Source organism: Achromobacter xylosoxidans A8 (assembly GCF_000165835.1).
Classification (GTDB): Bacteria; Pseudomonadota; Gammaproteobacteria; order Burkholderiales; family Burkholderiaceae_B; genus Achromobacter; species Achromobacter xylosoxidans_B.
This window is the reverse complement of record NC_014640.1, coordinates 3,852,445-3,874,411: the sequence shown is the minus strand read 5'-3', so window position 1 is coordinate 3,874,411 and position 21,967 is coordinate 3,852,445. Positions and strand designations below refer to the sequence as shown.

At 64.7% G+C, this 21,967-nt stretch carries 27 protein-coding genes; 11 read left to right on the top strand and 16 right to left on the bottom strand.

Annotated features, from left to right (window positions below; all coding sequences use genetic code 11):
- Positions 1-18 precede the first annotated feature (18 nt).
- The 6 genes from AXYL_RS17915 to AXYL_RS17890 all read right to left on the bottom strand — a co-directional run bounded on the left by AXYL_RS17915 (position 19) and on the right by AXYL_RS17890 (position 3,836).
- Positions 19-1,296, bottom strand: a complete 1,278-nt coding sequence (locus AXYL_RS17915; RefSeq protein WP_013394246.1) for an RNA polymerase sigma factor — start codon at positions 1,294-1,296, stop codon at positions 19-21.
- Positions 1,293-1,700 (bottom strand): VOC family protein, encoded by a 408-nt coding sequence (locus tag AXYL_RS17910; protein ID WP_013394245.1) that lies wholly within the window; start codon positions 1,698-1,700, stop codon positions 1,293-1,295. The genes AXYL_RS17915 and AXYL_RS17910 overlap by 4 nt, the downstream gene beginning before the upstream one ends.
- A gap of 32 nt (positions 1,701-1,732) precedes the next feature.
- Positions 1,733-2,260 carry an SRPBCC family protein gene (locus AXYL_RS17905; protein WP_013394244.1) on the bottom strand — a complete coding sequence of 176 codons (528 nt, stop codon included), beginning with the start codon at positions 2,258-2,260 and terminating at the stop codon, positions 1,733-1,735.
- A gap of 43 nt (positions 2,261-2,303) precedes the next feature.
- Positions 2,304-2,714 carry a YciI family protein gene (locus AXYL_RS17900; RefSeq protein ID WP_013394243.1) on the bottom strand — a complete coding sequence of 137 codons (411 nt, stop codon included), beginning with the start codon at positions 2,712-2,714 and terminating at the stop codon, positions 2,304-2,306.
- 220 nt (positions 2,715-2,934) lie between these two features.
- Positions 2,935-3,288, bottom strand: coding sequence for a YciI family protein (locus tag AXYL_RS17895; protein WP_013394242.1), 354 nt, complete (start codon positions 3,286-3,288; stop codon positions 2,935-2,937).
- 119 nt (positions 3,289-3,407) lie between these two features.
- The gene (locus AXYL_RS17890) at positions 3,408-3,836 is read right to left on the bottom strand and encodes an SgcJ/EcaC family oxidoreductase (RefSeq protein WP_013394241.1); all 429 of its coding nucleotides are present in this window, start codon (positions 3,834-3,836) and stop codon (positions 3,408-3,410) included.
- 160 nt (positions 3,837-3,996) lie between these two features.
- Here AXYL_RS17890 and AXYL_RS17885 point away from each other — a divergent pair, with 160 nt between their 5' ends.
- Positions 3,997-5,772 (top strand): SulP family inorganic anion transporter, encoded by a 1,776-nt coding sequence (locus AXYL_RS17885; RefSeq protein WP_013394240.1) that lies wholly within the window; start codon positions 3,997-3,999, stop codon positions 5,770-5,772.
- Positions 5,773-6,250: 478 nt separating this feature from the next.
- Here the strand turns inward: AXYL_RS17885 and AXYL_RS17880 are convergent, their stop codons facing one another.
- Together AXYL_RS17880 and AXYL_RS17875 are read right to left on the bottom strand one after the other, a co-directional pair.
- Positions 6,251-6,553 (bottom strand): flavin reductase family protein, encoded by a 303-nt coding sequence (locus tag AXYL_RS17880; protein ID WP_013394239.1) that lies wholly within the window; start codon positions 6,551-6,553, stop codon positions 6,251-6,253.
- A gap of 64 nt (positions 6,554-6,617) precedes the next feature.
- Positions 6,618-7,250: a LysE family translocator gene (locus AXYL_RS17875; protein ID WP_013394238.1), complete on the bottom strand. Its 633-nt coding sequence runs from the start codon at positions 7,248-7,250 to the stop codon at positions 6,618-6,620.
- A 100-nt stretch (positions 7,251-7,350) separates the two neighbouring features.
- Here AXYL_RS17875 and AXYL_RS17870 point away from each other — a divergent pair, with 100 nt between their 5' ends.
- The 4 genes from AXYL_RS17870 to AXYL_RS17855 all read left to right on the top strand — a co-directional run bounded on the left by AXYL_RS17870 (position 7,351) and on the right by AXYL_RS17855 (position 10,715).
- The gene (locus AXYL_RS17870; protein ID WP_013394237.1) at positions 7,351-7,803 is read left to right on the top strand and encodes an Lrp/AsnC family transcriptional regulator; all 453 of its coding nucleotides are present in this window, start codon (positions 7,351-7,353) and stop codon (positions 7,801-7,803) included.
- Between the two features lie 62 nt (positions 7,804-7,865).
- Complete coding sequence (locus AXYL_RS17865; RefSeq protein ID WP_013394236.1) at positions 7,866-8,297, top strand: hypothetical protein; 432 nt, start codon at positions 7,866-7,868, stop codon at positions 8,295-8,297.
- Between the two features lie 191 nt (positions 8,298-8,488).
- Positions 8,489-9,931 (top strand): DUF1254 domain-containing protein, encoded by a 1,443-nt coding sequence (locus AXYL_RS17860; protein WP_013394235.1) that lies wholly within the window; start codon positions 8,489-8,491, stop codon positions 9,929-9,931.
- A 10-nt stretch (positions 9,932-9,941) separates the two neighbouring features.
- Positions 9,942-10,715 carry a hypothetical protein gene (locus AXYL_RS17855; protein ID WP_013394234.1) on the top strand — a complete coding sequence of 258 codons (774 nt, stop codon included), beginning with the start codon at positions 9,942-9,944 and terminating at the stop codon, positions 10,713-10,715.
- Here the strand turns inward: AXYL_RS17855 and AXYL_RS17850 are convergent.
- Positions 10,712-11,629, bottom strand: coding sequence for a helix-turn-helix transcriptional regulator (locus AXYL_RS17850; protein WP_013394233.1), 918 nt, complete (start codon positions 11,627-11,629; stop codon positions 10,712-10,714). The two genes, AXYL_RS17855 and AXYL_RS17850, sit on opposite strands and share 4 nt — an antisense overlap.
- Before the next feature lie 319 nt (positions 11,630-11,948).
- Between AXYL_RS17850 and AXYL_RS17845 the strand changes: the two genes are divergently transcribed.
- Both AXYL_RS17845 and AXYL_RS17840 read left to right on the top strand, forming a co-directional pair.
- Positions 11,949-12,500: a flagellar motor protein MotB gene (locus tag AXYL_RS17845; protein WP_013394232.1), complete on the top strand. Its 552-nt coding sequence runs from the start codon at positions 11,949-11,951 to the stop codon at positions 12,498-12,500.
- A 108-nt stretch (positions 12,501-12,608) separates the two neighbouring features.
- Entirely contained in the window at positions 12,609-13,040 is a 432-nt protein-coding gene (locus AXYL_RS17840; protein WP_013394231.1) for a hypothetical protein, read from the top strand.
- Positions 13,041-13,075: 35 nt separating this feature from the next.
- Here AXYL_RS17840 and AXYL_RS17835 read toward each other — a convergent pair whose 3' ends face one another.
- From AXYL_RS17835 to AXYL_RS17825, 3 genes are all read right to left on the bottom strand, one after another.
- Entirely contained in the window at positions 13,076-14,038 is a 963-nt protein-coding gene (locus tag AXYL_RS17835; RefSeq protein WP_013394230.1) for a flagellar motor protein MotB, read from the bottom strand.
- Entirely contained in the window at positions 14,035-14,925 is an 891-nt protein-coding gene (locus AXYL_RS17830; RefSeq protein WP_013394229.1) for a motility protein A, read from the bottom strand. The genes AXYL_RS17835 and AXYL_RS17830 overlap by 4 nt, the downstream gene beginning before the upstream one ends.
- Positions 14,926-15,151: 226 nt before the next feature.
- The gene (locus tag AXYL_RS17825) at positions 15,152-15,715 is read right to left on the bottom strand and encodes a GNAT family N-acetyltransferase (protein WP_041655700.1); all 564 of its coding nucleotides are present in this window, start codon (positions 15,713-15,715) and stop codon (positions 15,152-15,154) included.
- A 102-nt stretch (positions 15,716-15,817) separates the two neighbouring features.
- Between AXYL_RS17825 and AXYL_RS17820 the strand changes: the two genes are divergently transcribed.
- A complete protein-coding gene (locus AXYL_RS17820) occupies positions 15,818-17,548 on the top strand; it encodes an NYN domain-containing protein (protein ID WP_013394227.1) in 1,731 nt (576 codons plus the stop codon).
- 26 nt (positions 17,549-17,574) lie between these two features.
- On the opposite strand, the gene AXYL_RS17815 is transcribed toward AXYL_RS17820, so the two are convergent.
- On the bottom strand, positions 17,575-18,369 hold the full coding sequence (locus AXYL_RS17815; RefSeq protein WP_013394226.1) for an AraC family transcriptional regulator: 795 nt from the start codon (positions 18,367-18,369) through the stop codon (positions 17,575-17,577).
- Positions 18,370-18,467: 98 nt separating this feature from the next.
- Between AXYL_RS17815 and AXYL_RS17810 the strand changes: the two genes are divergently transcribed.
- From AXYL_RS17810 to AXYL_RS17800, 3 genes are all read left to right on the top strand, one after another.
- Positions 18,468-18,734, top strand: a complete 267-nt coding sequence (locus AXYL_RS17810; protein WP_013394225.1) for a hypothetical protein — start codon at positions 18,468-18,470, stop codon at positions 18,732-18,734.
- A gap of 94 nt (positions 18,735-18,828) precedes the next feature.
- The gene (locus AXYL_RS17805; protein ID WP_013394224.1) at positions 18,829-19,335 is read left to right on the top strand and encodes a DUF523 domain-containing protein; all 507 of its coding nucleotides are present in this window, start codon (positions 18,829-18,831) and stop codon (positions 19,333-19,335) included.
- Complete coding sequence (locus AXYL_RS17800) at positions 19,325-19,642, top strand: hypothetical protein (protein WP_013394223.1); 318 nt, start codon at positions 19,325-19,327, stop codon at positions 19,640-19,642. The genes AXYL_RS17805 and AXYL_RS17800 overlap by 11 nt, the downstream gene beginning before the upstream one ends.
- 60 nt (positions 19,643-19,702) lie before the next feature.
- Here the strand turns inward: AXYL_RS17800 and AXYL_RS17795 are convergent, their stop codons facing one another.
- The 3 genes from AXYL_RS17795 to AXYL_RS17785 form a co-directional block, all read right to left on the bottom strand.
- The gene (locus tag AXYL_RS17795; RefSeq protein WP_013394222.1) at positions 19,703-20,674 is read right to left on the bottom strand and encodes a tripartite tricarboxylate transporter substrate binding protein; all 972 of its coding nucleotides are present in this window, start codon (positions 20,672-20,674) and stop codon (positions 19,703-19,705) included.
- 128 nt (positions 20,675-20,802) lie between these two features.
- Positions 20,803-21,384, bottom strand: coding sequence for a hypothetical protein (locus AXYL_RS17790; RefSeq protein WP_013394221.1), 582 nt, complete (start codon positions 21,382-21,384; stop codon positions 20,803-20,805).
- A gap of 119 nt (positions 21,385-21,503) precedes the next feature.
- Positions 21,504-21,962: a hypothetical protein gene (locus tag AXYL_RS17785; RefSeq protein WP_013394220.1), complete on the bottom strand. Its 459-nt coding sequence runs from the start codon at positions 21,960-21,962 to the stop codon at positions 21,504-21,506.
- Between the last annotated feature and the right edge of the window lie 5 nt (positions 21,963-21,967).

Sequence of the window (21,967 nt, the reverse complement as noted above, 5' to 3'; positions counted from 1 at the left end):
GGCGTCCGGCTCGTGCGGCTATGAGTCGGACATGTCGCGCGCCCGTGCCAGCAGCAGTTCCCGTTCGCGCGCGTTGCGCGTCATGCCGGCCGCGCGTTCGAACTCGGCGCGGGCTTCGGCCTTGCGTCCCAGCTTGGCCAGCAGGTCGGCGCGCACGCTGGGCAGCCAGTGGTAATTGGCCAGCGCCGGTTCCCCGGCCAGATGGTCGGCCAGGTCCAGCCCGGCCTGCGGGCCGAACGCCATGCCCACGGCGACGGCGCGGTTCAGCTCCACCACCGGCGACGGCATGGCCTGCGCCAGCGCGTCGTACAGCGCCACGATGCGCGGCCAGTCGGTTTCCTCCGGCGTGCGCGCGCGGGCGTGGCAGGCGGCCAGCTCGGCCTGCAAGGCGTAAGGGCCGCGCGGCGCGCCCAGGCTGTCCGACAGCGCCAGCGCCGCCAGTCCGCGCCGGATCAGCAGCGGATCCCAGCGGCCGCGATCCTGTTCCATGAGCAGTACGGGGCGGCCTTGCGCGTCGGTGCGCGCGTGCAAGCGCGAAGCCTGCAGCTCCATCAACGCGGTCAATCCGTGGACCTCGCTTTCACCGGGCGCGAGCTGGGCCAGGATGCGGCCCAGGCGCAGCGCTTCGTCGCATAGCGCGGGACGGACCCAGTCATCGCCGGAGGTGGCCGAATAGCCCTCGTTGAAGATCAGGTAGATGACTTCCAGCACCGACGCCAGGCGCGGCGCCCGCTCTTCGGCCCTGGGGACTTCAAACGGCACGTTGGCCGCGGACAGGCTGCGCTTGGCGCGCACGATGCGCTGCGCGATGGTGGATTCCGAGGCCAGGAAGGCGCGCGCGATCTCGGCCGTGGTCAGTCCGCCCAGCAGGCGCAGGGTCAGCGCCACGCGCGCCTCGGTGGACAGCAGCGGGTGGCAGGCGGTGAATACCAGCCGCAGCAGGTCGTCGCCGATGTCGTCCTGGCGCGCGGCGTCCAGCGCGTCGACGAAGTCGGGCTCGACGTCAGCCTGCAGGGCCTCCAGCTCGTGCCCGATCTGCTCGTGCTTGCGCGTATGCAGCGCGTTCAGCCGCAGCCGGTCGCGCGCGCGGTTCTTGGCGGTAGTCATCAGCCACGCTCCCGGGTTGTCCGGCACGCCGGTTTCGGGCCAGCGTTCCAGGGCGGCGACCAAGGCATCCTGCGCCAGCTCTTCAGCCAGCCCGACGTCGCGCACCAGGCGCGCGACGCCGGCGATGACGCTGGCGGCCTCGATCCGCCAGACTGCCTCGATGGCGCGATGCACGGCCTCCTGCGTCATGCGTTGGGCACTTCGCCGGGAACCATGTACACCAGCTCCCAGACATGGCCGTCCAGGTCCTCGAAGCCGTGGGCGTACATGAAACCGTGGTCCTGGGGCTGGCGCGGAGCGGTGCCGCCGCCGGCGAGGGCGCGCGCCACCTGTTCGTCCACCTCGGCGCGGCTGTCGCAGGACAGCGCGATCAGCACCTCGGTGGATTTCGTGGCGTCGGCCACCGGCTTGCCGGTAAAGGTCTGGAAGAAATCCTTCACCAGCAGCATGACGTAGATGTTCTCGCTCACGACCATGCAGGCGCCCTGGTCGTTGGTGAATTGCGGATTGAAGCTGAAGCCCAAGCCCTTGAAGAAGGCCTGCGATTTCTGCATGTCATTGATGGGGAGATTGACGAAGATCTGGTTGTGCATGATGTTCCCGCTTCCTTTTTAGTGTGGTTGTCCTAGCGCCTTTCTGCCAGGGTCTTGAGGTTGGCCAGCCCGTCTTCGAAATCCTTCCCGACCATGCTGTCCATGTTGAAAAAGAGGTGCATCAGTTTGGCGACATAGTTCAGCCGGCCTTCCATGGCCCAGGTGACTCGCGTGCCGTCGCCGGCCGGCGCCAGGGTGAAGTTGACCTGGTTGACGGCGGAGAAGGGCTTGATGAAGGTCAGCCGCATGGCCACCGAAGCGTCCGGCACGGCGCTTTCTATCTGCATCTGGCCCACGCCCACTTCCTTGCTTTCCCATGCGTAGGTCGCGCCCGGGCCGGCCGTCACCGCGCCATAGGTACCCTTGATCGCGGGGTCCTTCTTTTCGTAGGGATTCCAGGTGTTGAAGGCATGCAGATCGTTGATCAGGGGAAACAGGCGCGCCGGCGGCGCCTGGATTTGCGCGCTGCGTTCGACGCGGAAGGTGTCCGGGCGCGTGGCCGCGTAGGCCAGTACCAGCACGATGGCGGCCAGAACGATGAGCAGCAGGGTTTTCAGCATGAATGAAGTCCGTTGATGGGTAGGGGGAGTGTGGCGATAGTGCTCATTGACCGTTGCCGGGTATCCGTCGGTAGCGTTCGACGCCCTCGCTGGGGCCGAACTCGTCCAGCTCGAAGACCTGGCGCACTTCGACGGCGCAGGGCTGGCCGGGGAAGGGCTCGGGAAAGCGCAGCGCCCATTGCATGGCTTCCTCGCGCGAACGCACCTGGATCATGGTGTAGCCGGCGATCAGCTCCTTGGTCTCGGCAAACGGACCGTCGACGATCTTGCGCTGGCCCTGGTCGTACTGCACCCGCCAGCCCTTGGAGGAAGGGTGCAGGCCGTTGGCGTCCAGCAGCACGCCGGCCTTGGCCAGCGCCTCGTGATAGGTCGCCATGGCGGCGAGCAGGCTTTCCTGCGGCATCACGCCGGCCTCACTGTCCGGCGTGGCCCGGACGATGATCATGTATCGCATTTCTGAGACTCCTCGATTCAGAAAACACAGCCCGTGGGTGGGCTTGTACTGGCACGACGAACGGCGAGACGCGGGATCGACAAGAAAATGATGAACCTAGGGTAAGTACTAGGTTTGGCCTGCGGGTGACGAGGCCCGAAAAGGGAATCGGGCGTCGACCCTCGAACGGGCGGGCGGCGCGGTTATGCCGCTGAACGGTAAGGCAGCCGATTGGAGGCCGCTACATGAAGCACGGACCCAGTTCGCGGACTTCCACCGTGGCCCATTGCGCTGCCGGGCATTCGGCCGCCAGCGCCAACGCCTCTTCCCGGGTTTCGCAGTTCAACAGGAAGAAGCCGCCGATCATTTCCTTGGCTTCGGCATAGGGACCGTCCAGCAGGGAGCGTTCGCCGTCGCGGATCTGCAAGCGCACGGCTTCCGATTCGGACTTCAGGGATTCCGCGCGGGCCAGCAGGCCGCGCGAGCTCAGGTCTTCGGCATAGCGCAGCATCTGCGCATAGGCTTCACGGCCTTCTTGGGGCGTGCGTTGGGCGCGCTGGCCCACCGGTTCGACGATGAAAAGCAGATAGGACATGGGATCTTCCAGTGCGGACTGCTGATAAGGTTCGCCAGATTACCGCTATTTGTTGCGCCTGGACCATCCCGCGACGCGCGCCAAAAGGCGTTGTTTGTAAGCAGAGGTAGGCGGCAGGCTCAGCCGCCATCCCTCAGCACAGCCACGCCCGTACGGGGATTCACCAGCGTGACGTTCTCCAGTGCCTTGATGCGCCAGGCGCCGGCCTGCCGCGTTAGCACGGCAAGAATCATGGTGTCGACGGCATGCGCGCCCGCCGGATGGGCCGCGCCGGCCGCCAGGCGGCTCCAGAAGTGCACGATCGCCGCGTCGGCGCCGATCGGCGTCACGCCGACGAGTTCGTTCGCCAGCGTGGAATCGCCATAGATGGTGGCGTGAATGGGAGCATGCATCTTGACGATTTCGTCGACGCCGCGCACATAGTGGCCGAACCGGTTCACAAACGTTGCGTCCTCATGGAACAACGCGCCTAGCGCCTGCATGTCATGATCGTTCCAGGCGGCCTGGAACGCGCCTGGGACGTCTTCGGGATTGTGCATTTGCGTCATGTGGATTCTTGCCCGTGCCTGTATAAGGAAAGGATGCCGTGCCGTGCGCCGCCATGGACGGCCGCAAGCATGAATAATGCGTCAGACTACGGAATCGGCGCTACCGGATTTGCAGCCTGACACGCGCTGCCGGCACGCCCGTCCACACTGCGAAGGTCCCATGGCATCCCATACTTCCGCCTCCAAGGATATGTCCGCCGCCGGCTGGCTGCGCTGGCTGCCCGGGCTGGCGATGCTCCGGTCGTACCAGGCCGCCTGGCTGCCGAAGGACCTGGCCGCGGGCCTGGTGCTGACCACCATGCTGGTGCCAGTCGGCATCGCCTATGCCGAAGCATCCGGCGTCCCAGGCGTCTATGGGCTTTATGCCACCATCATCCCGCTATTGGCCTATGCGCTGTTCGGCCCCAGCCGCATTCTGGTGCTGGGGCCGGACTCCGCCCTGGCCGCGCCCATCCTGGCGGTGGTGCTCAGCGTTTCGGAAGGCGATCCCATGCGCGCCGTGGCCGCGGCCAGCCTGATGGCCTTGGTCGCCGGGCTGTTCTGCATCGTCATGGGTTTGCTGCGGCTGGGCTTCATCACCGAGCTGCTGTCCAAGCCGATCCGCTACGGCTACATGAACGGCATTGCCTTGACGGTGCTGGTCAGCCAGTTGCCCAAGCTGTTCGCCATCTCCATCGAGGACGCTGGTCCGCTGCGCGAACTGGTGCAGTTGGGACAGGCCGTGTATCAGGGCCAGACCAATTGGTACAGCTTCGCGGTGGGGGCGGCGACCCTGGCGGTGATCCTGCTGCTCAAGCGCTTCGAGCGCGTGCCGGGCATCCTGATCGCGGTGATCCTGGCGACGCTGGCGGTCAGCCTGTTGCACCTGGATTCCCAGGGCGTGAAAGTGCTGGGCGAGATTCCGCAGGGGCTGCCCAAGTTCGCCTTGCCATGGCTCAGCAACGCGGACCTGGTCAAGATTGCGCTGGGCGGCTGCGCGGTGGCGCTGATCGCGTTCGCGGATACCAGCGTGCTGTCGCGCACCTATGCCGCGCGCACCAATACGCGGGTCGATCCGAACCAGGAAATGGTGGGCCTGGGCGTGGCCAACCTGGCGGCCGGCTTCTTCCAGGGCTTTCCGATCAGCAGCAGCGCGTCGCGCACGCCGGTTGCCGAGGCGGCGGGTTCGCGTACGCAGCTCACGGGCGTGGTGGGCGCGATTGCGGTGGCGGTCTTGCTGGTCGCGGCGCCGAATCTGCTGCGTTACCTGCCGAACAGCGCGCTGGCCGCCGTGGTGATCGCCGCGGCCATCGGCCTGTTCGAATTCAAGGACCTGCGGCGCATCTACCGCATCCAGCAATGGGAATTCTGGCTGTCGATGGCATGCTTTGCCGGCGTGGCGGTGTTCGGCGCCATTCCTGGCATCTGCCTGGCGGTGGTCCTCGCCGTCATCGAATTCCTGTGGGACGGCTGGCGCCCGCACTACGCGGTGCTGGGCCGGGTGCCCAACCTGCGCGGCTACCACGACCTGAAGCGCTATCCGAATGCCTCGCTGATCGACGGCCTGGTGCTGTTCCGCTGGGACGCGCCGTTGTTCTTCGCCAATGCCGAGCTGTTCCAGCAACGCCTGATGGAAGCCGTGGACGCCTCGCCCACGCCGGTGCGCCGGGTGGTGGTGGCGGCCGAGCCGGTCACCAGCGTCGATGTCACCTCGGCGGACATGCTGCGCGAACTGAGCCGCAGCCTGGCCCAGCGCGGCGCCGCGCTCCATTTCGCGGAAATGAAGGATCCCGTGCGCGACAAGCTCAAGCGCTTCGAGTTGACCGAGATATTCGGCGACGACCGGTTCCACCCCACGGTGGGGAGCGCGGTGGACAGCTATTCCGATGCTCGCCCCGGTGGGGCAGCGCTTCGGATGGCTCCGGAGTCCTCGGCAGGCAGTTGCCGGATGCCTTGATTTCGGACCCCGTTCATGGGCAGATGCCATGAGCCGGTGGCCGGGCGGAGGGATCCAGAAGCGCAGCCCCAGTGGGCGAGCATCGGAATCCCGCAGTCCGGACGGCGGCGGCTCAAGAACCCCAGCCTTTCAAAACTGAAGTGCGGGGCGGTAGGGCTTCGAGCTTGCGGATGTCGGGGTTCTTAAGCCGCCGAGGCTGCCCTGCGCCATTCCGATGCTCGCCCCGGTGGGGCCTGCGCTTCCGGAGTGGCTCCGGGGTCCTCGGCTGGCAGTAGCCCAATCGTCGTTGGTTTTGGACCCCGTTCATGGGCAGATGCCATGAGCCGGTGGCCGGGCGGAGGGATCCGAAGCGCAGCCCCAGTGGGGCGAGCATCGGAATCCCGCAGTCCGGACGGCGGCGGCTCAAGAACGCTGCCTCCCATAATCGAAGTGCAGGGGCGATAGGGCTTCGAGCTCGTGGATGTCAGGGTTCTTTTTTTTAGCCGCCGAGGCTACCCTGCGCCATTCCAATGCTCGCGGGCAACGGTGAGCCGTCCAGCTGGGGAAACGCCGTTGAAGCAGCTTCTTGCTGGTTCAGCGCCTTCACTTCGCCAATCACGATCAGGTGATCGTCAGCGGCGTGTTCGGCATAAATCTCGCAATCAAGCCAGTGCGGGCTGCCGGCAGTGATCGGATTGCCTAGCGGCGATTCCTGCAACTCGACTTCGTGCCGCTTGTCCGTGCCTCGCTGAGCGAATTGGTTGGAAATCTTGATCTGTTCATCCGACAGGATATTGACCACGAATCGACCCGCCCGGGGAAGTTTTGGAGGGCGCGGGCGGCGGGCATCCAGGGGATCAGGCCGATCAAGCCATGAGGACGGCGATCTGCTCCCCGAAAAGAATCAGCGCGATGACGATCATGGCCAGGCCCGAGAACTGGCTCACCCGGCGCGCCGCCGTCGGCCGCGTTTGCAGGATCGCCTTCGAGCCCAGGCCCACCAAGGTGTAGATGACCGCGCAGTTCAGGATCTGCAAGATGCCCAGGGCCGTGATCTGCGTGGAAATCGGCCACGCGCCATCGCGGCTGGTGAACTGCGGCAGCAAGGCCAGGAACAGCAGGATGGCCTTGGGATTGACGCCGCTGACCGCGAAACCGCGCGCCGCCCAGGCCATCCAATGTTCCGAGGCTTGCGCATCGCCGGCCTGGGGCTCGGAGGGATGGGCCAGCACGTTGGCGCCCAGCCACAACAGATACGCCGCGCCGGCCAGGGTCAGGACGGTGAGGATGGCGGGTTCGCTCGCCACCAGGGCGCCTATCCCCGCCGCGACCACCATGGTGATCATCAGATAGCCGGTCAACATGCCCGCCACGGCGGGAAGCACTGCCTTGTCCCGCAAGCCGGCGGATATGGCATACGCCCAATCCGCGCCCGGGACGACAACCAACGAAAGCGAAACAAGCCAAAACGCCACCAGATTGCCGGTTTCCAACTGCATACCCCAAATGAACCACAGGCGGGGAATGTTATCGGCGATGAGCGGGGAAGTGCTCCCGCTATCTACCTGAAAAACCCCATATCCGGGTAGAATCTTCCTTATGGATGACTTAGACAGAAAGATTCTTGCTGAACTGCAGCAGGATGGCCGGATTTCCATCACGGACCTGGCCGAACGGGTCGGTTTGAGCCTGTCTCCCTGCCACCGGCGGCTGCGGGCGCTGGAAGAGGCGGGCGTGGTCAGCGGCTACGGCGCCAACATCAATCTGGCGGCCGTCGGGCTGAACTTCTCAGCCATCGTCTTCGTCACGATGCGCGAAGGCAGCAGCGACCGGGTGTCGGCGTTCGAAGCCGCCTTGCGCGACATTCCAGAGGTAGTGCAGGCGCAGCGGCTGTTCGGCGACCCGGACTACATGCTGCATGTCGTTACCCAGGACTTGCCGGCGTTCCAGGCGCTCTACGACCGGGTGTTGTCGGCGCTGCCTAGCGTGTTGCGCTTGCGCTCGACGCTGGTGATGAAGAACGTGCTGCGGAACCGGCCAGTGCCGCTGTGAGGCCCCGAGGGGCGGACGGCAGAGTGGGCCGCAATAGCTGAATCCAATCAGAGGAGGGCGCAATGAAGCCGATCGTAGAAAAGTTGTTCGAGCGATATGCACGCTTTTTCAACCAGTCCTTGCAAGGAGACGTGGACATGGAGGAGATGGCATCCCTTTATGCATCTGATTTCATCGCGGCGTCTCCGGCCGGCGTGATGTCCGGGAAGAACGACAACCAGCTAAGACAGGCAATGGCGCAAGGATATGCACACTATCGCGCGATAGGCACGAAGGAAATGCGGATCAGAAATATCCGGTTGTCGCCGATAGACGAACTGCATTGCGTAGCGCACGTGGCTTGGACGGCGATCTACGCGCGCGCGGGCCAGCCGGATACGCATATCGATTTTGACGTGCACTACTTTGTCCAATTACTGGATGGCGCGCCCAGGGTTTTCGGTTGGGTGTCGGGCGACGAGCAGGCAGTGCTGAGGAAGCACGGCATCGTCTGACCCGGGCATTCTGCCCACCGGAAGCAGGTCCATTGCTTTCGCGCCCGCCCGTTGGAGGGCGTGGCGCAAAATGAGTGGCGAGCCTATTCCCCTTCTCCTACGCTGCGGGTGTTTCTTTCTTCGCTGGGCAATGGCTGTCCAGGTTTGTGTCTGTTCCACGTTTTTATAAGTAATTCTGTCGGAGCATGTGAATGAAGCTAACACGTCGAGAATTCAATGCCGGTGGCGTCGCCTTGCTGGCAACCGCCACCTTGGGCGCTTCCGCACGCGCGGCCGATGGCCTGGTCGCGAATTTCCCGGAAGGCGATGAGCAGTTTGCACTGGCGACCGAAGCCTATATTTATGCTTATCCCCTGGTGACGATGGAGATGACCCGGCGGGTTATCACCAACGTCGCGGAGCCCAAGGGCACCCGCGCGCCCATGGGGCATCTCATCAAGCTGCGCCAATATCCCGACGCCAAATTCCGCGACGTGACCGCGCCGAACGCCGACACCCTCTACACCACGGCCTTTTTCGATGTGGGCGACGAGCCCTGGGTCGTCAGCCTGCCCGATCTGGACGACCGCTACGCGCTGTTCCCGATGCTGGACGGTTGGACGACCGTGTTTGACGTGCCTGGAAAGCGCACGACGGGCACCGGTCCGCAAACCTTCGTGGTGACGGGCCCAGGCTGGGAGGGGACCGTTCCCAATGGCATGACGCAATACAAGTCCCCGACCAGCATCGTGTGGCTGCTGGGCCGCATCTACTGTTCAGGCACGCCGGAAGACTATGCCAAAGTCCATAAGCTGCAAGACGAAGTAAAGCTCTGTCCCCTCAGCGCCTGGGGCAAGAACTGGAACGCGCCCCAAGGCAAGGTCGATCCTGCCATCGATATGAAAGCGTCCGTTCGCGATCAGGTCAACAACATGGACGCGATCGAATACTTCACCTTGTTTGCCAAGTTGCTGAAAAGAAACCCGCCGAGCGCGGCGGACGCGCCCCTGGTGGCAAAGCTGGCATCGATGGGTATCGTGCCGGGCCAGGACTTCGACAAATCCAAATTCGATCCCGCTCTTGCCAAACGTGTTCCGCAGGTAGGTTTCGGGCGGATCATGACGCACTTCAAGTCCAGCGGCGGAGACATCCAGGACGTCGACGGCTGGGGATTCACGACCAAGACGGGTATTTATGGCACCAACTATATCCAGCGAGCCCTGATCACCGCGATCGGCTTGGGCGCCAACCGGCCCCAGGATGCCGTCTATCCCACGTCCTTGAAGTCGGACACCGGCGCAATCAAGCGCGTTTACAACGGCTCGGAAAAGTACGTGCTGTCGTTCAAGAAGGGGCTTACGCCGCCGGTTTCCGGATTCTGGTCATTGACCATGTATGACGCGGACTACTTCTTTGTCGATAACCCGCTCAACCGTTATTCGATCAGCGCGCGCCAGCCGCTGAAAGCAAAAGCGGACGGATCGATCGACTTGCTCATCCAGCATGAATCTCCCGGCCCAGGCCTGGAGTCGAATTGGCTGCCGGCGCCCAAGGGGGAATTCATCCTGATGATGCGCTTGTATTGGCCCAATGAGAGCGATCCTTCGATTATCAACGGATCGTGGACCATTCCGCCGGTAAGAAGAGTCAGCTGAATCTCTAACGATGAAAAAGAAGATCACAGGCTGCCTGGTTTGCGGATTGCTCTATGCCGGTTCCGTGGCGGGCGCGGAACGGGAGTCTGCCGCGGCGGACTCCCAGCCTTCCAGCGAATGGAAGTTTTCGGTCACGCCGTATTTCTGGGCAGCCGGACTGTCGGGCAAGACCTCTCAGTCGCGTTCCCCCGTCATCGATTTCGACGCGGGATTCGACAAACTGTTCGATAACCTTGACTTCGGAGCCATGCTTATCGGCGACGCGCGCAAGGGGCGATACAGTATTTTCGGCGATTTGATCTACACGAAAATCGGTTCGCAGGGCGATACGCCGCACGGCATTCTGGCCACCAGCGCAGAGGTGCAGACGTCGACGTTTGCGGGACTCATCGGAGTCGGTTATTCCGTCCTTGAAAACTCGCCACACCAGCTGGATGTCGTGGCGGGCTTGCGGGTCTGGTCGGTCGATACCGACGTCACCTTGAAAGGCGCGCATCTGAATGGCAGGAAGACCAGCGACGGCGCCACCTGGGTCGACGGGCTGGTGGGCGTGCGGGGAAACTACGTGTTGACCCAGAAGTTCTACATCACCGGTTGGGGCCTGATCGGTGCAGGCGGCGCCGATGCTGACTGGGATGTAGGGCTGGGTGTCGGCTACAACTTCAGCAAGAGCGTATCCGCCGCCGTCGGCTACCGCGCCCTGGGCGTGGATTACAACCGCGGCGGTTTCAAGTTCGACGCCGTGCTGCAGGGGCCGATGGCGGGTTTGACCATTCGTTTCTAGCCTGTCTTCTGACTCAGCCGATATTCATGCGGCGCCACGCCGGCGGCATTGCGAAATGCGCGAGCGAAATTCGCCGGACTGGAGTATCCGAATTCCGTTGCAATCTCTGTGATCGAAGCATTTGTCCCCGCCAGTAATTCCTTGGCGCGGCGCATGCGGATGACGTTCACGAGTTCTCTGAAGTCCGAGCCGCTATCGCGGCGCAGCACCCGTTGCAGCGTCCGCACGCTGCTGCCCAACGCCCGCGCCGTGCTGTCGATCGATACGACGCCGCTTTGGACCTGCGCGCGGATATGCGCGACGACCACTCCCAGAAAGTTTCCCAGGTCGGCAGGTTCCAGGAGCACCCGCGCGACGTCGTCGATCGTCACCAGGCGCGACCGAATACCCGCCTTGGCCGGGCGCTGCAATAGGCGGGCATCAATGCACACGGATACGGCTTCGGTCTCGAACACGACGGGGCACAGGAAAGTATCCTCGAAAGGGGCGGACGCCGTTGGACGGCGTATATCCAGTTCAATCTGAATGGGAAGAAAGTCCGCTCCCAGATAGGGGCGCAAAAGGCTGAGCAACACTACCGCGGTGCCGGTTGCAATATGCGCGTAGCCGCGACGGCCTCGCATGGCATGGAAATAGCTGATTCGGGCAATGCCCTGTTCTATCGTGAGCTGCAACCGGTCGCCTGTGCTGTGATAGCCCAATGAGGACGCGGCCCGCGCAATCGCCTCGCCCAGGTTGTCGGCAGCCAGGACATATTCTCCCCAGCGACCATAGGTCGTGAGCGACAGGCACGGGGCGGCAAGCAGGGCCAGGTTGGCCTCTCCGGAACGCCGTTCGATCTCCCACAGGAAGTCTGTCATGACGACCTGAGGAATGAAGCATTCCTGGTTCTCGATCAGCTCGATATCAAGCATCACGGCTTCTTTGGCATACCTCAAAACCCTGTCGCCGAATGTATGCCTGACCAGGCCGGATACGCCTGCCAAGGTCGTGACTGATTTCACGGGAGGAGCCAGAACGCCGGAACCTGGATAGGATCGACAGGACGCTGGCGTCAAATGAGTGGTGACTTGGTTCACTTCTGACTACCTTTGCCATGTAGTTACGTGGAACCTGTCAACTCTCTTTTTTGAGACTTGCAGAGGTCGGTCCTGTCGTGCGAATCCAATATTACATTCGGCGGAACGAGCCAGCCGCTCGCGCTGCCGTTTTACAACATCGGCGGAGAGAAATATGAAACCAGGCAAACTTGCTGTAATGGCGTGCTTAATGCTGGCGGTCTCGGGTTGTGTTACCAAAAAGACCTATGACAAAGAAGCCCAGATGGCGGCTGAGTATGCCGCCCTCAACCAAAAGCTCACGGCAGAGTTGAGCGGCGATCGCGCGCAGATCACGCAATTGCAAAATGAGCTCAAGGTGACGATGGTCAACGAGATACTTTTCCCGGAAGGCGGCTGGAGGCTTAGTCCGAAAGGTGAACAGACTCTCGCAAAGATTGCCCCTACACTTTCCAATCTGCCGGGGCAGCAAGTCGTTGTGCAGGGATACACCGATAACGAACCCATCGGCCCGGAGCTGAGATCGCAGTTCCCCTCCAATCTCGAACTGTCATCCGCAAGAGCGGACAACGTCGCGCGTTTCCTGACCTCGAAGGGCGTGCCGCCGAATTCAATTTCGGCGCAAGGTTTTGGTGAAGCTCGCCCCGTGGCGAGCAACTCGACGCCTCAAGGCAAGGCGCAGAACCGGCGTGTCGAGATCGTGATTACGTCGGCCGGACGTCCGTAGCCCATTATTTCCAGCCAGAGCGCGCTTGTGAACGAGGCCTGGGATTGTTCCGGATTTGAATGTTGGGGAAATTCTCTGATCGGACGATCCAGGGCCGGGAGGCGCGGCATGATTTGGGAAGATGATTGGCTTTGGGGTTTGCCATTATTCGTCGCAACTATCGTCATGCATGTCACGGCATTCATGACCATGGCCAGGATTCTGGCTGCTGCGCCGTCCCATTGGGGCCGAAGCAAGATACTCTTTGGCTTATCCGTTGCAATCTTTGCATTATTTGCGGCGGTCCTCCACGCTTTAGAGGCGTTTGCGTGGGCTTTGCTCTATGTACACATAGGCGCCGTCCATAGTCTTACCGAAGCAATGCTCTATTCGCTGGAGGCCATAACAAGTTATGGGCACGCGCCGGCGTTCCTGCCGCCTCATTGGCAGTTGGTCGGAGCCATTGAGGCGGTGAACGGGCTCATTCTATTTGGCCTCACCACGGCATTCTTCTTTGCCGCGATCCAGAACGACCGATCAAGAAGCATAAGAATGCCGTAGCGCACCACTTGTGCGTGCTGCGGCCGTTCGATCGCCTAGCCTTGGCTGGCGTTGCTTGCCGGCGTGGCAGGCGCCGCACTCTGCGCCGCCTTCTGCGGCGCCGTGATGTCCATGATGAGTTCCACCCGCCGGTTGGCGGCGCGGCCAGCCTGGGTGTCGTTGGACTCGATGGGGCGGGTCTCGGCATAGCCCACGGCGCGCAGGCGCTGGGCCGATACGCCGTCGCGGACCAGCTCGCGCAGCACGCTGGTGGCGCGGCTGCTGGACAGTTCCCAGTTGGACGCGAATTGCCGGGTCTGGATGGGCACGGGGTCGCTGTGGCCCTCGACCGAAACCTGGTACTCGTTCTTGTTGAGGATGGCCGCCAGGCGCTTGATCACGTCCAGGCCGGTGGGGCTGAGCGTGGCCTGACCGGACGGGAACAGCAGTTCGTTGCTGATGCGGAAGCTGACGGACTGTTCGTTGATGATCACGTCCACCGATTTGCCCAGGTCGCCCAGGCCCAGCGATTCCTTGGAGGGCGCTCGCAGCGGCGGGGCGGCTTCGGCGACGACCTCGCCTTCCTGGGCCGGTTGTGCCGAGGCGGCGGCTGCGGCTACGGCGACCGCCGGGGCCTCGGCCTGCGCCCAGCTTGCGGGAATCTGCACGGCATCGAATTCGGAGTATTCGCCGTCGTAGGCGGGCAGGCCGCTTTCGGCCAGCGTGCCGACCAGTTCCACGGATTGTTCCGACTGGCCGAAGGCGCCGCCGTGCAGACGCGTGAGCGCCAGCAGCACGACCAGCATGGCCAGCAGCAGGGTGATCAGGTCCAGGTAGCTGAGCAGCCAGTTTTCCGAGTCTTGCTCGACGGTCTCTTCGACGTGCCAGCGGGCGTAGCGGTCCTTGCGGTCGCTCTTGCTGGGACGCCAGCCGCCGTTCGCCGCGGTTTTCTCGGCGCGTAGCTGGGCCTGGCGGGCCTGTTCGATCCGCTGCGCCAGGGTGGGGGAAATCAGGCTCATTGGCGCGCGGCGGCAGGGCGGGCGATGGAGACGGGCTGGGTTGCGGGCTTGGCGGCGGACTTGGCCTGGCCTTCCGTCTTGGCTTGCGCGGCGGCCTGGGGTTTGGCGTCCGCGCCGCCGTCGTAGATCTCGTCCTCGACGTGCATGACGAAGGAATTCAGGGTTTCACGCACCACCGCCGGGCCGCGCTTCTCGCACATCATGGCGATGCCCTGCAACACCATGTTCATGGATTCGACGCGCCTGGCGGTGCGGCGTTCCAGCTTGAGCGCGATCGGCTTGCAGACCAGGTTGGCCAGCAGAATGCCGTAGAAGGTGGTCATCAGGCCGATCGCCAGTTGCTGGCCGATCATCTGCATGCTGCCGTCGCCCAGCACCGACATCAGGTTGATCAGGCCCACCAGGGTGCCCAGCATGCCGAAGGCCGGGGCAAAGGTGGCCATGACCCGGAACATCTGGGCTTCGGCCTGCTCGCGGGCGCGCAGCCGGGCCACGCGCCATTGCAGCAGTTCGATGATCTGGTCTTCGGGCGTGTTGTCGATGATCAGCTGCACGCCGGTGCGCAGGAAAGGGTTACTGACCTTCTTGAGTTCCTGCTCGACCTTGCGGACGTCGGTGTTCATCCACAGCTGGGCCATGGACACCAGCTCTTCGATGTCGCGCTGCTGGTCGTGCTGGTCGTTGCGGAAGACGGTGCGCACCAGCTTGAAGACGCGCAGCACTTCGGACAGCGGGTAGGCGATGAACACGGCGGCCGCGGTGCCGCCCAGCACAATGGCCAGCCCGGGCAGGTTGATATACATGCCGGGGTCGGTGGCGGCCAGGGCCACGACGATAACCAGGGTGAGCAGGCCGACGGCGGCGCCGATGACGGTAGACGGATTCATGGATCTTGCCCGATAAACATAGGCATTCCATGCGCGGAATGCCGGACTTTCGGGAATTCTAGCCATGACGGGCCTGGGTCAATTGGCCGGAAAAAGGGGCGAAAAGGGCGGTAAGCGGCGGCTTGGACCGGCTATCGGGCCGGCGCGGTCCAGGAAATAATGGGGACGGGTTTATTCATCAAACGCCCTCCGCTTGCGCCGGCGCGCTTGCGGCCTTGCGCCGGCCCTAGCGGCTTTGCCGGGCCAGCCATTCCTCGCGGGTGATCTCCCAGATTTCAGTAGGGAGGCGGCCGCTGACGTAGCCGCGTTCCTCGGTACCGACCAGGCGCATGCCCCCGCGCTCCGAAATCCTGCGCGAGGGGACGTTGACGGCGGCTTTGGGCGCGCGCAGCAGCGGCTTGCCCAGCACCTCGAACCAGTAGGCGGTGGCGGCTTCGCTGGCCTCGGTCATGTAGCCGTGGCCGTGATGGGCGGGGTCCAGCCAGAAACCGCGGTTGTTCCAGGGATCGTCGTCCATCAGGCTGACGATGCCGATCAGGCTGCCGGGCGCCTGGCGGGTGCGGATGGACCAGTGCCACTCCTTGCCTCGCCGCATCGCAGGGATCGCCACTTGCTCCAGATAGTGGCGCGCGCCGTCGGGCGGGTAGGGCCATGGCACTTGATCGACCAGGTAGCGCACCACTTCCCACTGCGGAAACAGGCGCTGGATGGCCTCGGCATCGCCGATTTCCAGGGGCTGCAGGACGAGACGATCGGTGGCAAGCGCCGGGAACAAGGGAGCTTCTGGCATGGCTGCTGGGTAGGTGCGCCGCGGATGGGCGGCAGATATGTATATCATGAGCGTCATCTGGCGGCGTCTCGCCCGACAGCCGCCATCGCATTGGAGCAAAACATGAATACCCCCAACGAAAACGTCAGCATGGCGCTTTTCTGTGATTTCGAGAACGTGGCGCTGGGCGTGCGCGACACCAAGTACCAGAAATTCGACATCCGGCCGGTGCTGGAACGCCTGCTGCTCAAGGGCAGCATCGTGGTCAAGAAGGCCTATTGCGACTGGGAGCGGTACAAGGAATTCAAGGCCCCCATGCACGAGGCCAATTTCGAACTGATCGAAATTCCGCATGTGCGCCAGTCCGGCAAGAATTCGGCCGATATCCGCCTGGTCGTGGACGCGCTGGACTTCTGCTACACCAAGTCGCACGTCAACACCTTCGTGATCATCAGCGGCGATTCCGATTTTTCGCCCTTGGTGTCCAAGCTGCGCGAGAACAATAAGAAGGTGATCGGCGTGGGCGTGAAGCAGTCCACTTCGGACCTGCTCATCGCCAACTGCGATGAATTCATCTTCTATGACGACCTGGCGCGCGAAGGCCAGCGCGCGGCGGACGCGCGCCGAGACAACCGTGGCGGCGCCGGCGCAAGCCAGCAACGCCGCACGCCCGACGAAGAACGCCGCCGCAAGGAAGAGCTGGAGGCCCGCAAGACCCAGGCCGTCGAGATGGTTGCGGAAACCTTCGAAGCGCTCATGGCCGAGCGCGGCGACAGCGGCAAGGTCTGGGCGTCGGCGCTGAAGGACGCGCTCAAGCGCCGCCGGCCGGATTTCAACGAGTCTTACTACGGCTTCCGCGCCTTCGGCAACCTGCTGGACGAGGCGCAGTCGCGCGGCCTGCTGGAAGTCGGACGCGAGGAAAACGCCGGCACCTATGTGTACCGCGATAGCGCAAGCGGCGCGCCGGCCGCGAATCGCGCCACCGCCGATGGCGCCTCCCGTTCCGCCCCGGCCCGCCAACCGGCTGCGGCCGACGCCGGCGATGCGCAAGGCGGCGCGGCCCAGGAAGAATCCCGCTCCCGCTCCGGCCGCAAGTCGCGTGGCGGGCGCAAGTCGGGTGGCGAGAGCAGGGGAACCGGCCAGGTCGCCGAGCAGGGCGCCAGCGGCGAAAACGCTGTGGCGCCGGCCGAAGCTTCAGCCGTAGCGTCTTCCACCGAGGCCGCCGAAACTGACTCCGCACCGCCGACCAAGGCGCCGGCTGCAATCGCCGCGCAATCGCCGGCAGCAACGCAAGCAAGCGCCCAGGCCGACGCCGCCAGAAAGGCTGGCGAGCAAGCGGAAGCCGCCAGGGTGGACGCCTTGCGGGCCGACGCACTGGTGCGGGCGCAGGAGTCGAAGCCTGTCCAGCCCTCGCGCCTGCCGCCCATGCCCAAGCCCTTGCCGCAGGCGCGCCAGCCGCTGCCGGCCGTGAATATCGCTGAATGGACCTTTGCCCCGCCCGCCGCCGAAAGCCGCAGCCAGCCCGCGAGCAAGACGCCTGCCAAGATATCCGATCCGTTCGAGGGCGGCATGGTCAGGACTGCCGTCAGGGAAGAGCCCAAGGCCAGCAAGCCCGTCGCGGACCAGCCTGCGGCGGAAGCGCCCGCAGCTGACAAGCCCGCAGCGAAGCGCGCCGCGACCCGCAGCCGCCCCGCGGCCAAGAAGACCGCCGCCAAGACTGCGCCTGCGAATCCGGCGCCGGCCGAGCCGGCTTCCGAGGCTCCCGCCAAGCCCGCCCGCAAGGCTGCCAGCAAGACCGCCAGCAAGGCCGCTCCCCGCGCGCGCCGGGCCAGCAAGACGGCCGAGGAATCCTGAAGCCCAGGCTTCAGGGCTGACAGCGTTTAGCCGCCTGGGCCGTTGTAGCGGCCCGGCGTGGCGCCCAGTTCGCGCTTGAACATGGCGATGAAGGCGCTGACGTTGTCGTATCCCAGTTCCAACGCCACCGTGGTCACGGCGGCGCCTTCCGCCAGCATTTCCTGCGCCCGCATCAGGCGGGCGCGCTGGCGCCATGCCCCCAAGGTCATACCGGTTTCCGCCAGGTAGCGGCGCGCCAGCGTGCGCGGCGACATGCCGATCGCGGCGGCCCATTCCTCCTGCGTCCGCACGTCCGAAGGTTGGTCCGACAGCGCAAGCGCCAGCCGCTGCAAGCGCGGGTCGCGGGGCAGCAGCAGCGCCTGGCCGGCTTGGGGCAAGCTCCTGATTTCATCCCGGATCACTTCAATGAGGCGGTTGCGCGCCGGTCCCATCGTGTCGTCGCCCCAGGATGCGGCGCGGTCCACCGCGGCCACCAGCAGATCCGAGGCATGCAGCACGCAGGGCGCAGCGGGCAACCCGGCGCAGGCCGCGGGACTCAGATACGCGCTATAGCCGGCGTAGACGCCGTGCGAGTACAGCCCATGCGGCTGGTTGGGGGGAATCCAGACGGCTTGCCGGGACGCCACCACCCATTGCAGGTCCCCCGCATACACCGTCAGCAAGCCCCGATAGGCGCCCAGCAACTGCCCTCGCGCATGCTGGTGCATGGCGGTGTGGCGCAGCGCGCCGTCCTGGCTGCGCACGGCGATCAGCCTGGGGCCGCCGCGCGACCGGGCGCGTTGGGGATCGAGCAAGGGAGGGCGGGGAGGAGGAATTGCCATTGGCAGAAAGACGGTATTGAATGGCTGGATCAACGCAGACCTGCCATGCGGGTCCCGTCTATCGTAACGCCTGTATCGGACACCAACAGGAGTTGAACATGAAGGCATGCGACATCTTGCCGGACGGCGTGGAACGAGGCGATTTCAAGGGCGTGGAGGTCAGGAAGGGGACCGTGGGGGCTTTCCTCGCGAACGCCCGCGTCTGCCTCGACCCGCAGGCGCCGGCCCAAGCCGTGGCCGTGGCGCGGCAGGACATCCAGGAGGCCTTGCCCGCGTTGAACGCGCTGGGCCTGTTCGAAGTGCTGCAAGTGCGCGATCCCGCCCTGCGCGCCTGGATGCGCGACAGCGGCGCGACCGGCTGCTGATCCCGGGGCTGGCGGGCAGCCAGGCTGCCAGGCAGGGTGCTCTATCATGCATGCTTTGGATTCGGGCCTGGCAGCCCAACACGTCGGATTACGCATGCAATACGTTCTGGTCAGTTCCTGCCTCTTGGGCAACCCCGTGCGCTACGACGGACGCAGCGCGTCCCACGACAACCCCGTGCTTGGCCGGTGGCGCGACGAGGGGCGGGTGGTGGCCGTCTGCCCGGAAATGGCGGGCGGCATGCCGGTACCGCGCCCGCCGGCCGAGATCGAGCCTGCCGCCGACGCGGCGGCGGTGCTGGCCGGCCGCGCCCGCGTCATGGCGGTGTCCGGCGAGGATGTGACCGCGCCCTTCGTGCACGGCGCGCAAGCGGCGTTGGAGGCCGCGCGCAGGCAGGGCATCGGCATCGCGGTGCTGAAAGAGGGCAGTCCTTCCTGTGGCAGCGGCTACGTGTACGACGGCCATTTCGCCGGCCGCAAGCAGCCCGGCGTGGGCGTGACGGCGGAACTGCTGCAACGAGCTGGCCTGCGCGTCTTCAGCGAAAAGCAATGGCAGGAAGCCCAGGCCTGTCTGGACGGCCTGGAGGCGGCCGATGGGCGTTGACGTCGGCGACCTGCTGGTGCTGGCGGCCGTGGCGGGCTGCGCGGTCCTGGCGTGGAAGGCCGCGGTGCGCGCGGGATGCAGCAAGGGCCTGCTGCGCGTGGCCGGCGCGGCCAGCCTGGCCTTGTCCGCCTTCTTCTTCTACGCCTGGTACGCGCAATACCTGAAGTGGGACTTCAACGAGCTGGGCCGCTATTACGACTCGGTCGACCAGGTGGTCTACACGGATGCCGGATTCGTCTGGGTTTTGCCCGCTGGCGCCTTGCTGGCCGTCGGCCTGCTGTGCGCCTGGCGGGGCTGGCGGCGCTGAACCGCCGCATCCCCGAACTCCCGAATCCCGCCGCGTGGGTTGCCGGCCTGCGGCCTGCCCCTATTCGCTGCGGATGTTGGCCTGCTTCACGATCAGGCCGTTGTCGGCATATTCCTTCTGCACCTGGGCCGCGAACCGCTCCACCGTGCCGGGCGACATGATGTTCAGCGCGTCGGTCAGCGGCTTGCTGATGTCCGGCATGGCGGCGATCCGGTTGATCAGGCCATTCATGCGCTTGCGGAAATCCGGGCTGGTGCTGGCCGGCGCGAAAAAGCCGAAGGTGGAAGTCATGTTGGCCATGGGATAGCCCAGTTCGGCCAAGGTGGGCGTGCCGGGCCGCGCCGGCAGCCGGGCTGGCGAGCCCACGGCCAGCAGGGTGAGCTTGCCCTCGTCAATCAGCGCATTGACCGGGCCGGAGGCATTGACCAGCATCAGCGTGAACTGGCCGCCCAGGGCGTCGGGCACCATCTGCGCCATGCCCTTGTACGGCACGTGCGTGATGCGCACGCCCGCCTGGCCGTTGATCTGTTCCAGCATCAAGTGTCCCAGCGATCCCACGCCGGCGGTCGCGAGTGACAGGCCGCCGGGATCGGCCTTGGCCTGGGCCAGCATGTCCTGGAAGGACTTGCCCGTGAACTTCGGGCCGCCCACCAGATAGACCGGCGAATACATCACGGACGCCACGGGCGCCAGATCCTTCAAGGGGTCATACAGCGTCTTCATTACATGCGGCGACAGCGTGACCGGGCTGACGGCGGTGAAGGCCAGGGTGTTCTCGTCATGGGCTCGCGCCACCGTGTTCATGCCTATCATGCCGCCTGCGCCGCCGCGGTTTTCCACCACCACCGGCCGGCCCAGTTCCGCCGCCAATTTCTGCGCGAAGGCGCGCGCCGTGTTGTCGACGATGCCGCCCGCGCCATAGGGCACGACGATGGTCATGGCCTTGGCGTCGGCCTGCGCCTGCGCGGCGGCCGAGAGCGCGCAGGCCGCGCCGATGGCGCACAGCCCCGCGATCCGCTTGAGATTCAACATGCTTTCCCCTTGTCATGCCCGGCGGCCTATCCGCCGGGACGCGGCAACGGCCTTCCAATGAGGCGCGCCGGCATGCAGTGTGTGCAGGCCGGCGCGGCGGGACAAGCGGGAATACCCGGAATCGCGCTTCAGTGCGCGCGATAGCCGCGGCTGGTCATGCAGGAATCGAGCGCGCGGTTGTAGGAGTCCACCATGACCTGGGTGGTCCATTGCGTGATGGTGGCCGGGTCATAGCCGCTCTGGTTCATGGCCCAGCGCTGGCAGTCCACGGTGGCGTTGGCCTGCGCGCTGTTGACCGGCGGTACGGATTCGTATTGCACCGGCTCGTACTGGGGCTGGGGCGCGGCATAGACGGGGGGCGCCTCATAGACCGGCGCGTTGTAGACGGGGGCCGCGTAGACCGGCGGGCTGGTGTAGCCCACGCCCGACGAGTAGACGCCTGCCTGAGTGTAGGAAGGCCCGGAATCCGCCGCCAGCAGCAGGCCTATGGTGGCCAGCGCGAACGCGCCGCCTATCCACCAGCCGTCGGAACTGCTGCTGCCGCCATGGTAATTGTGATATCCGCCGTGATATCCACCGCCGTGGTATCCGCCACCGTGATATCCGCCGCCCCAATAACCGCCGCCACGCCCGCCAGCCAGGGCAGGCGCGCTTGCCATGGCCAATGCCAGCGCCGCGACGATGGCCATAAGGCCAGAAAACCGCTTCATGATCTTGCTCCTGATCCGTCTCGGGGCGGGCGCAACGCCTGGCCCGGGCCGGTATTCCTACTTTACTGCCTGGCCGGTGCCATAAAGTGTCTCAAGCGCTACCGAGATTTCAACTGATTTCAGCGGGGCGCGGGCGACGCCTGCCGGTCGGGCCAGTTGTTGCAGGAATGCGACTCGCCGGGGCGCAGGGTGATTTGCGGCTTGTCCTTGAAATACGCGGCGTCGCGGTCCAGGGTCATGTAGGTTTCGTAACCCGCTTTTTCCACGCACCAGTTCCAGAAGTAGACCTGCGAGCCGTGGATCACCATGGATTCAGCGCGCCATTCCCGCAAGGCCTCGAACGTGGCGCCGCCGTCGGCCGCGCTGCGGGTTTCATTGCGGAACTGTTCCCGCCCATAGGGAAAGGTGCTGCTGATCAACACGACCCGGGCATCGGCCAATGGATGGGAATTTTCGTCCAGCACCGTGGCGTGGGCGTCGGGCTGCATGGTCTTGTAGACCGGGTAGGGCACGCAACCCGAGACCAGGCTGGCGACGGCGATGGCGACAACAGCAGGCCAGTACTTTGGATATGACATTGCAA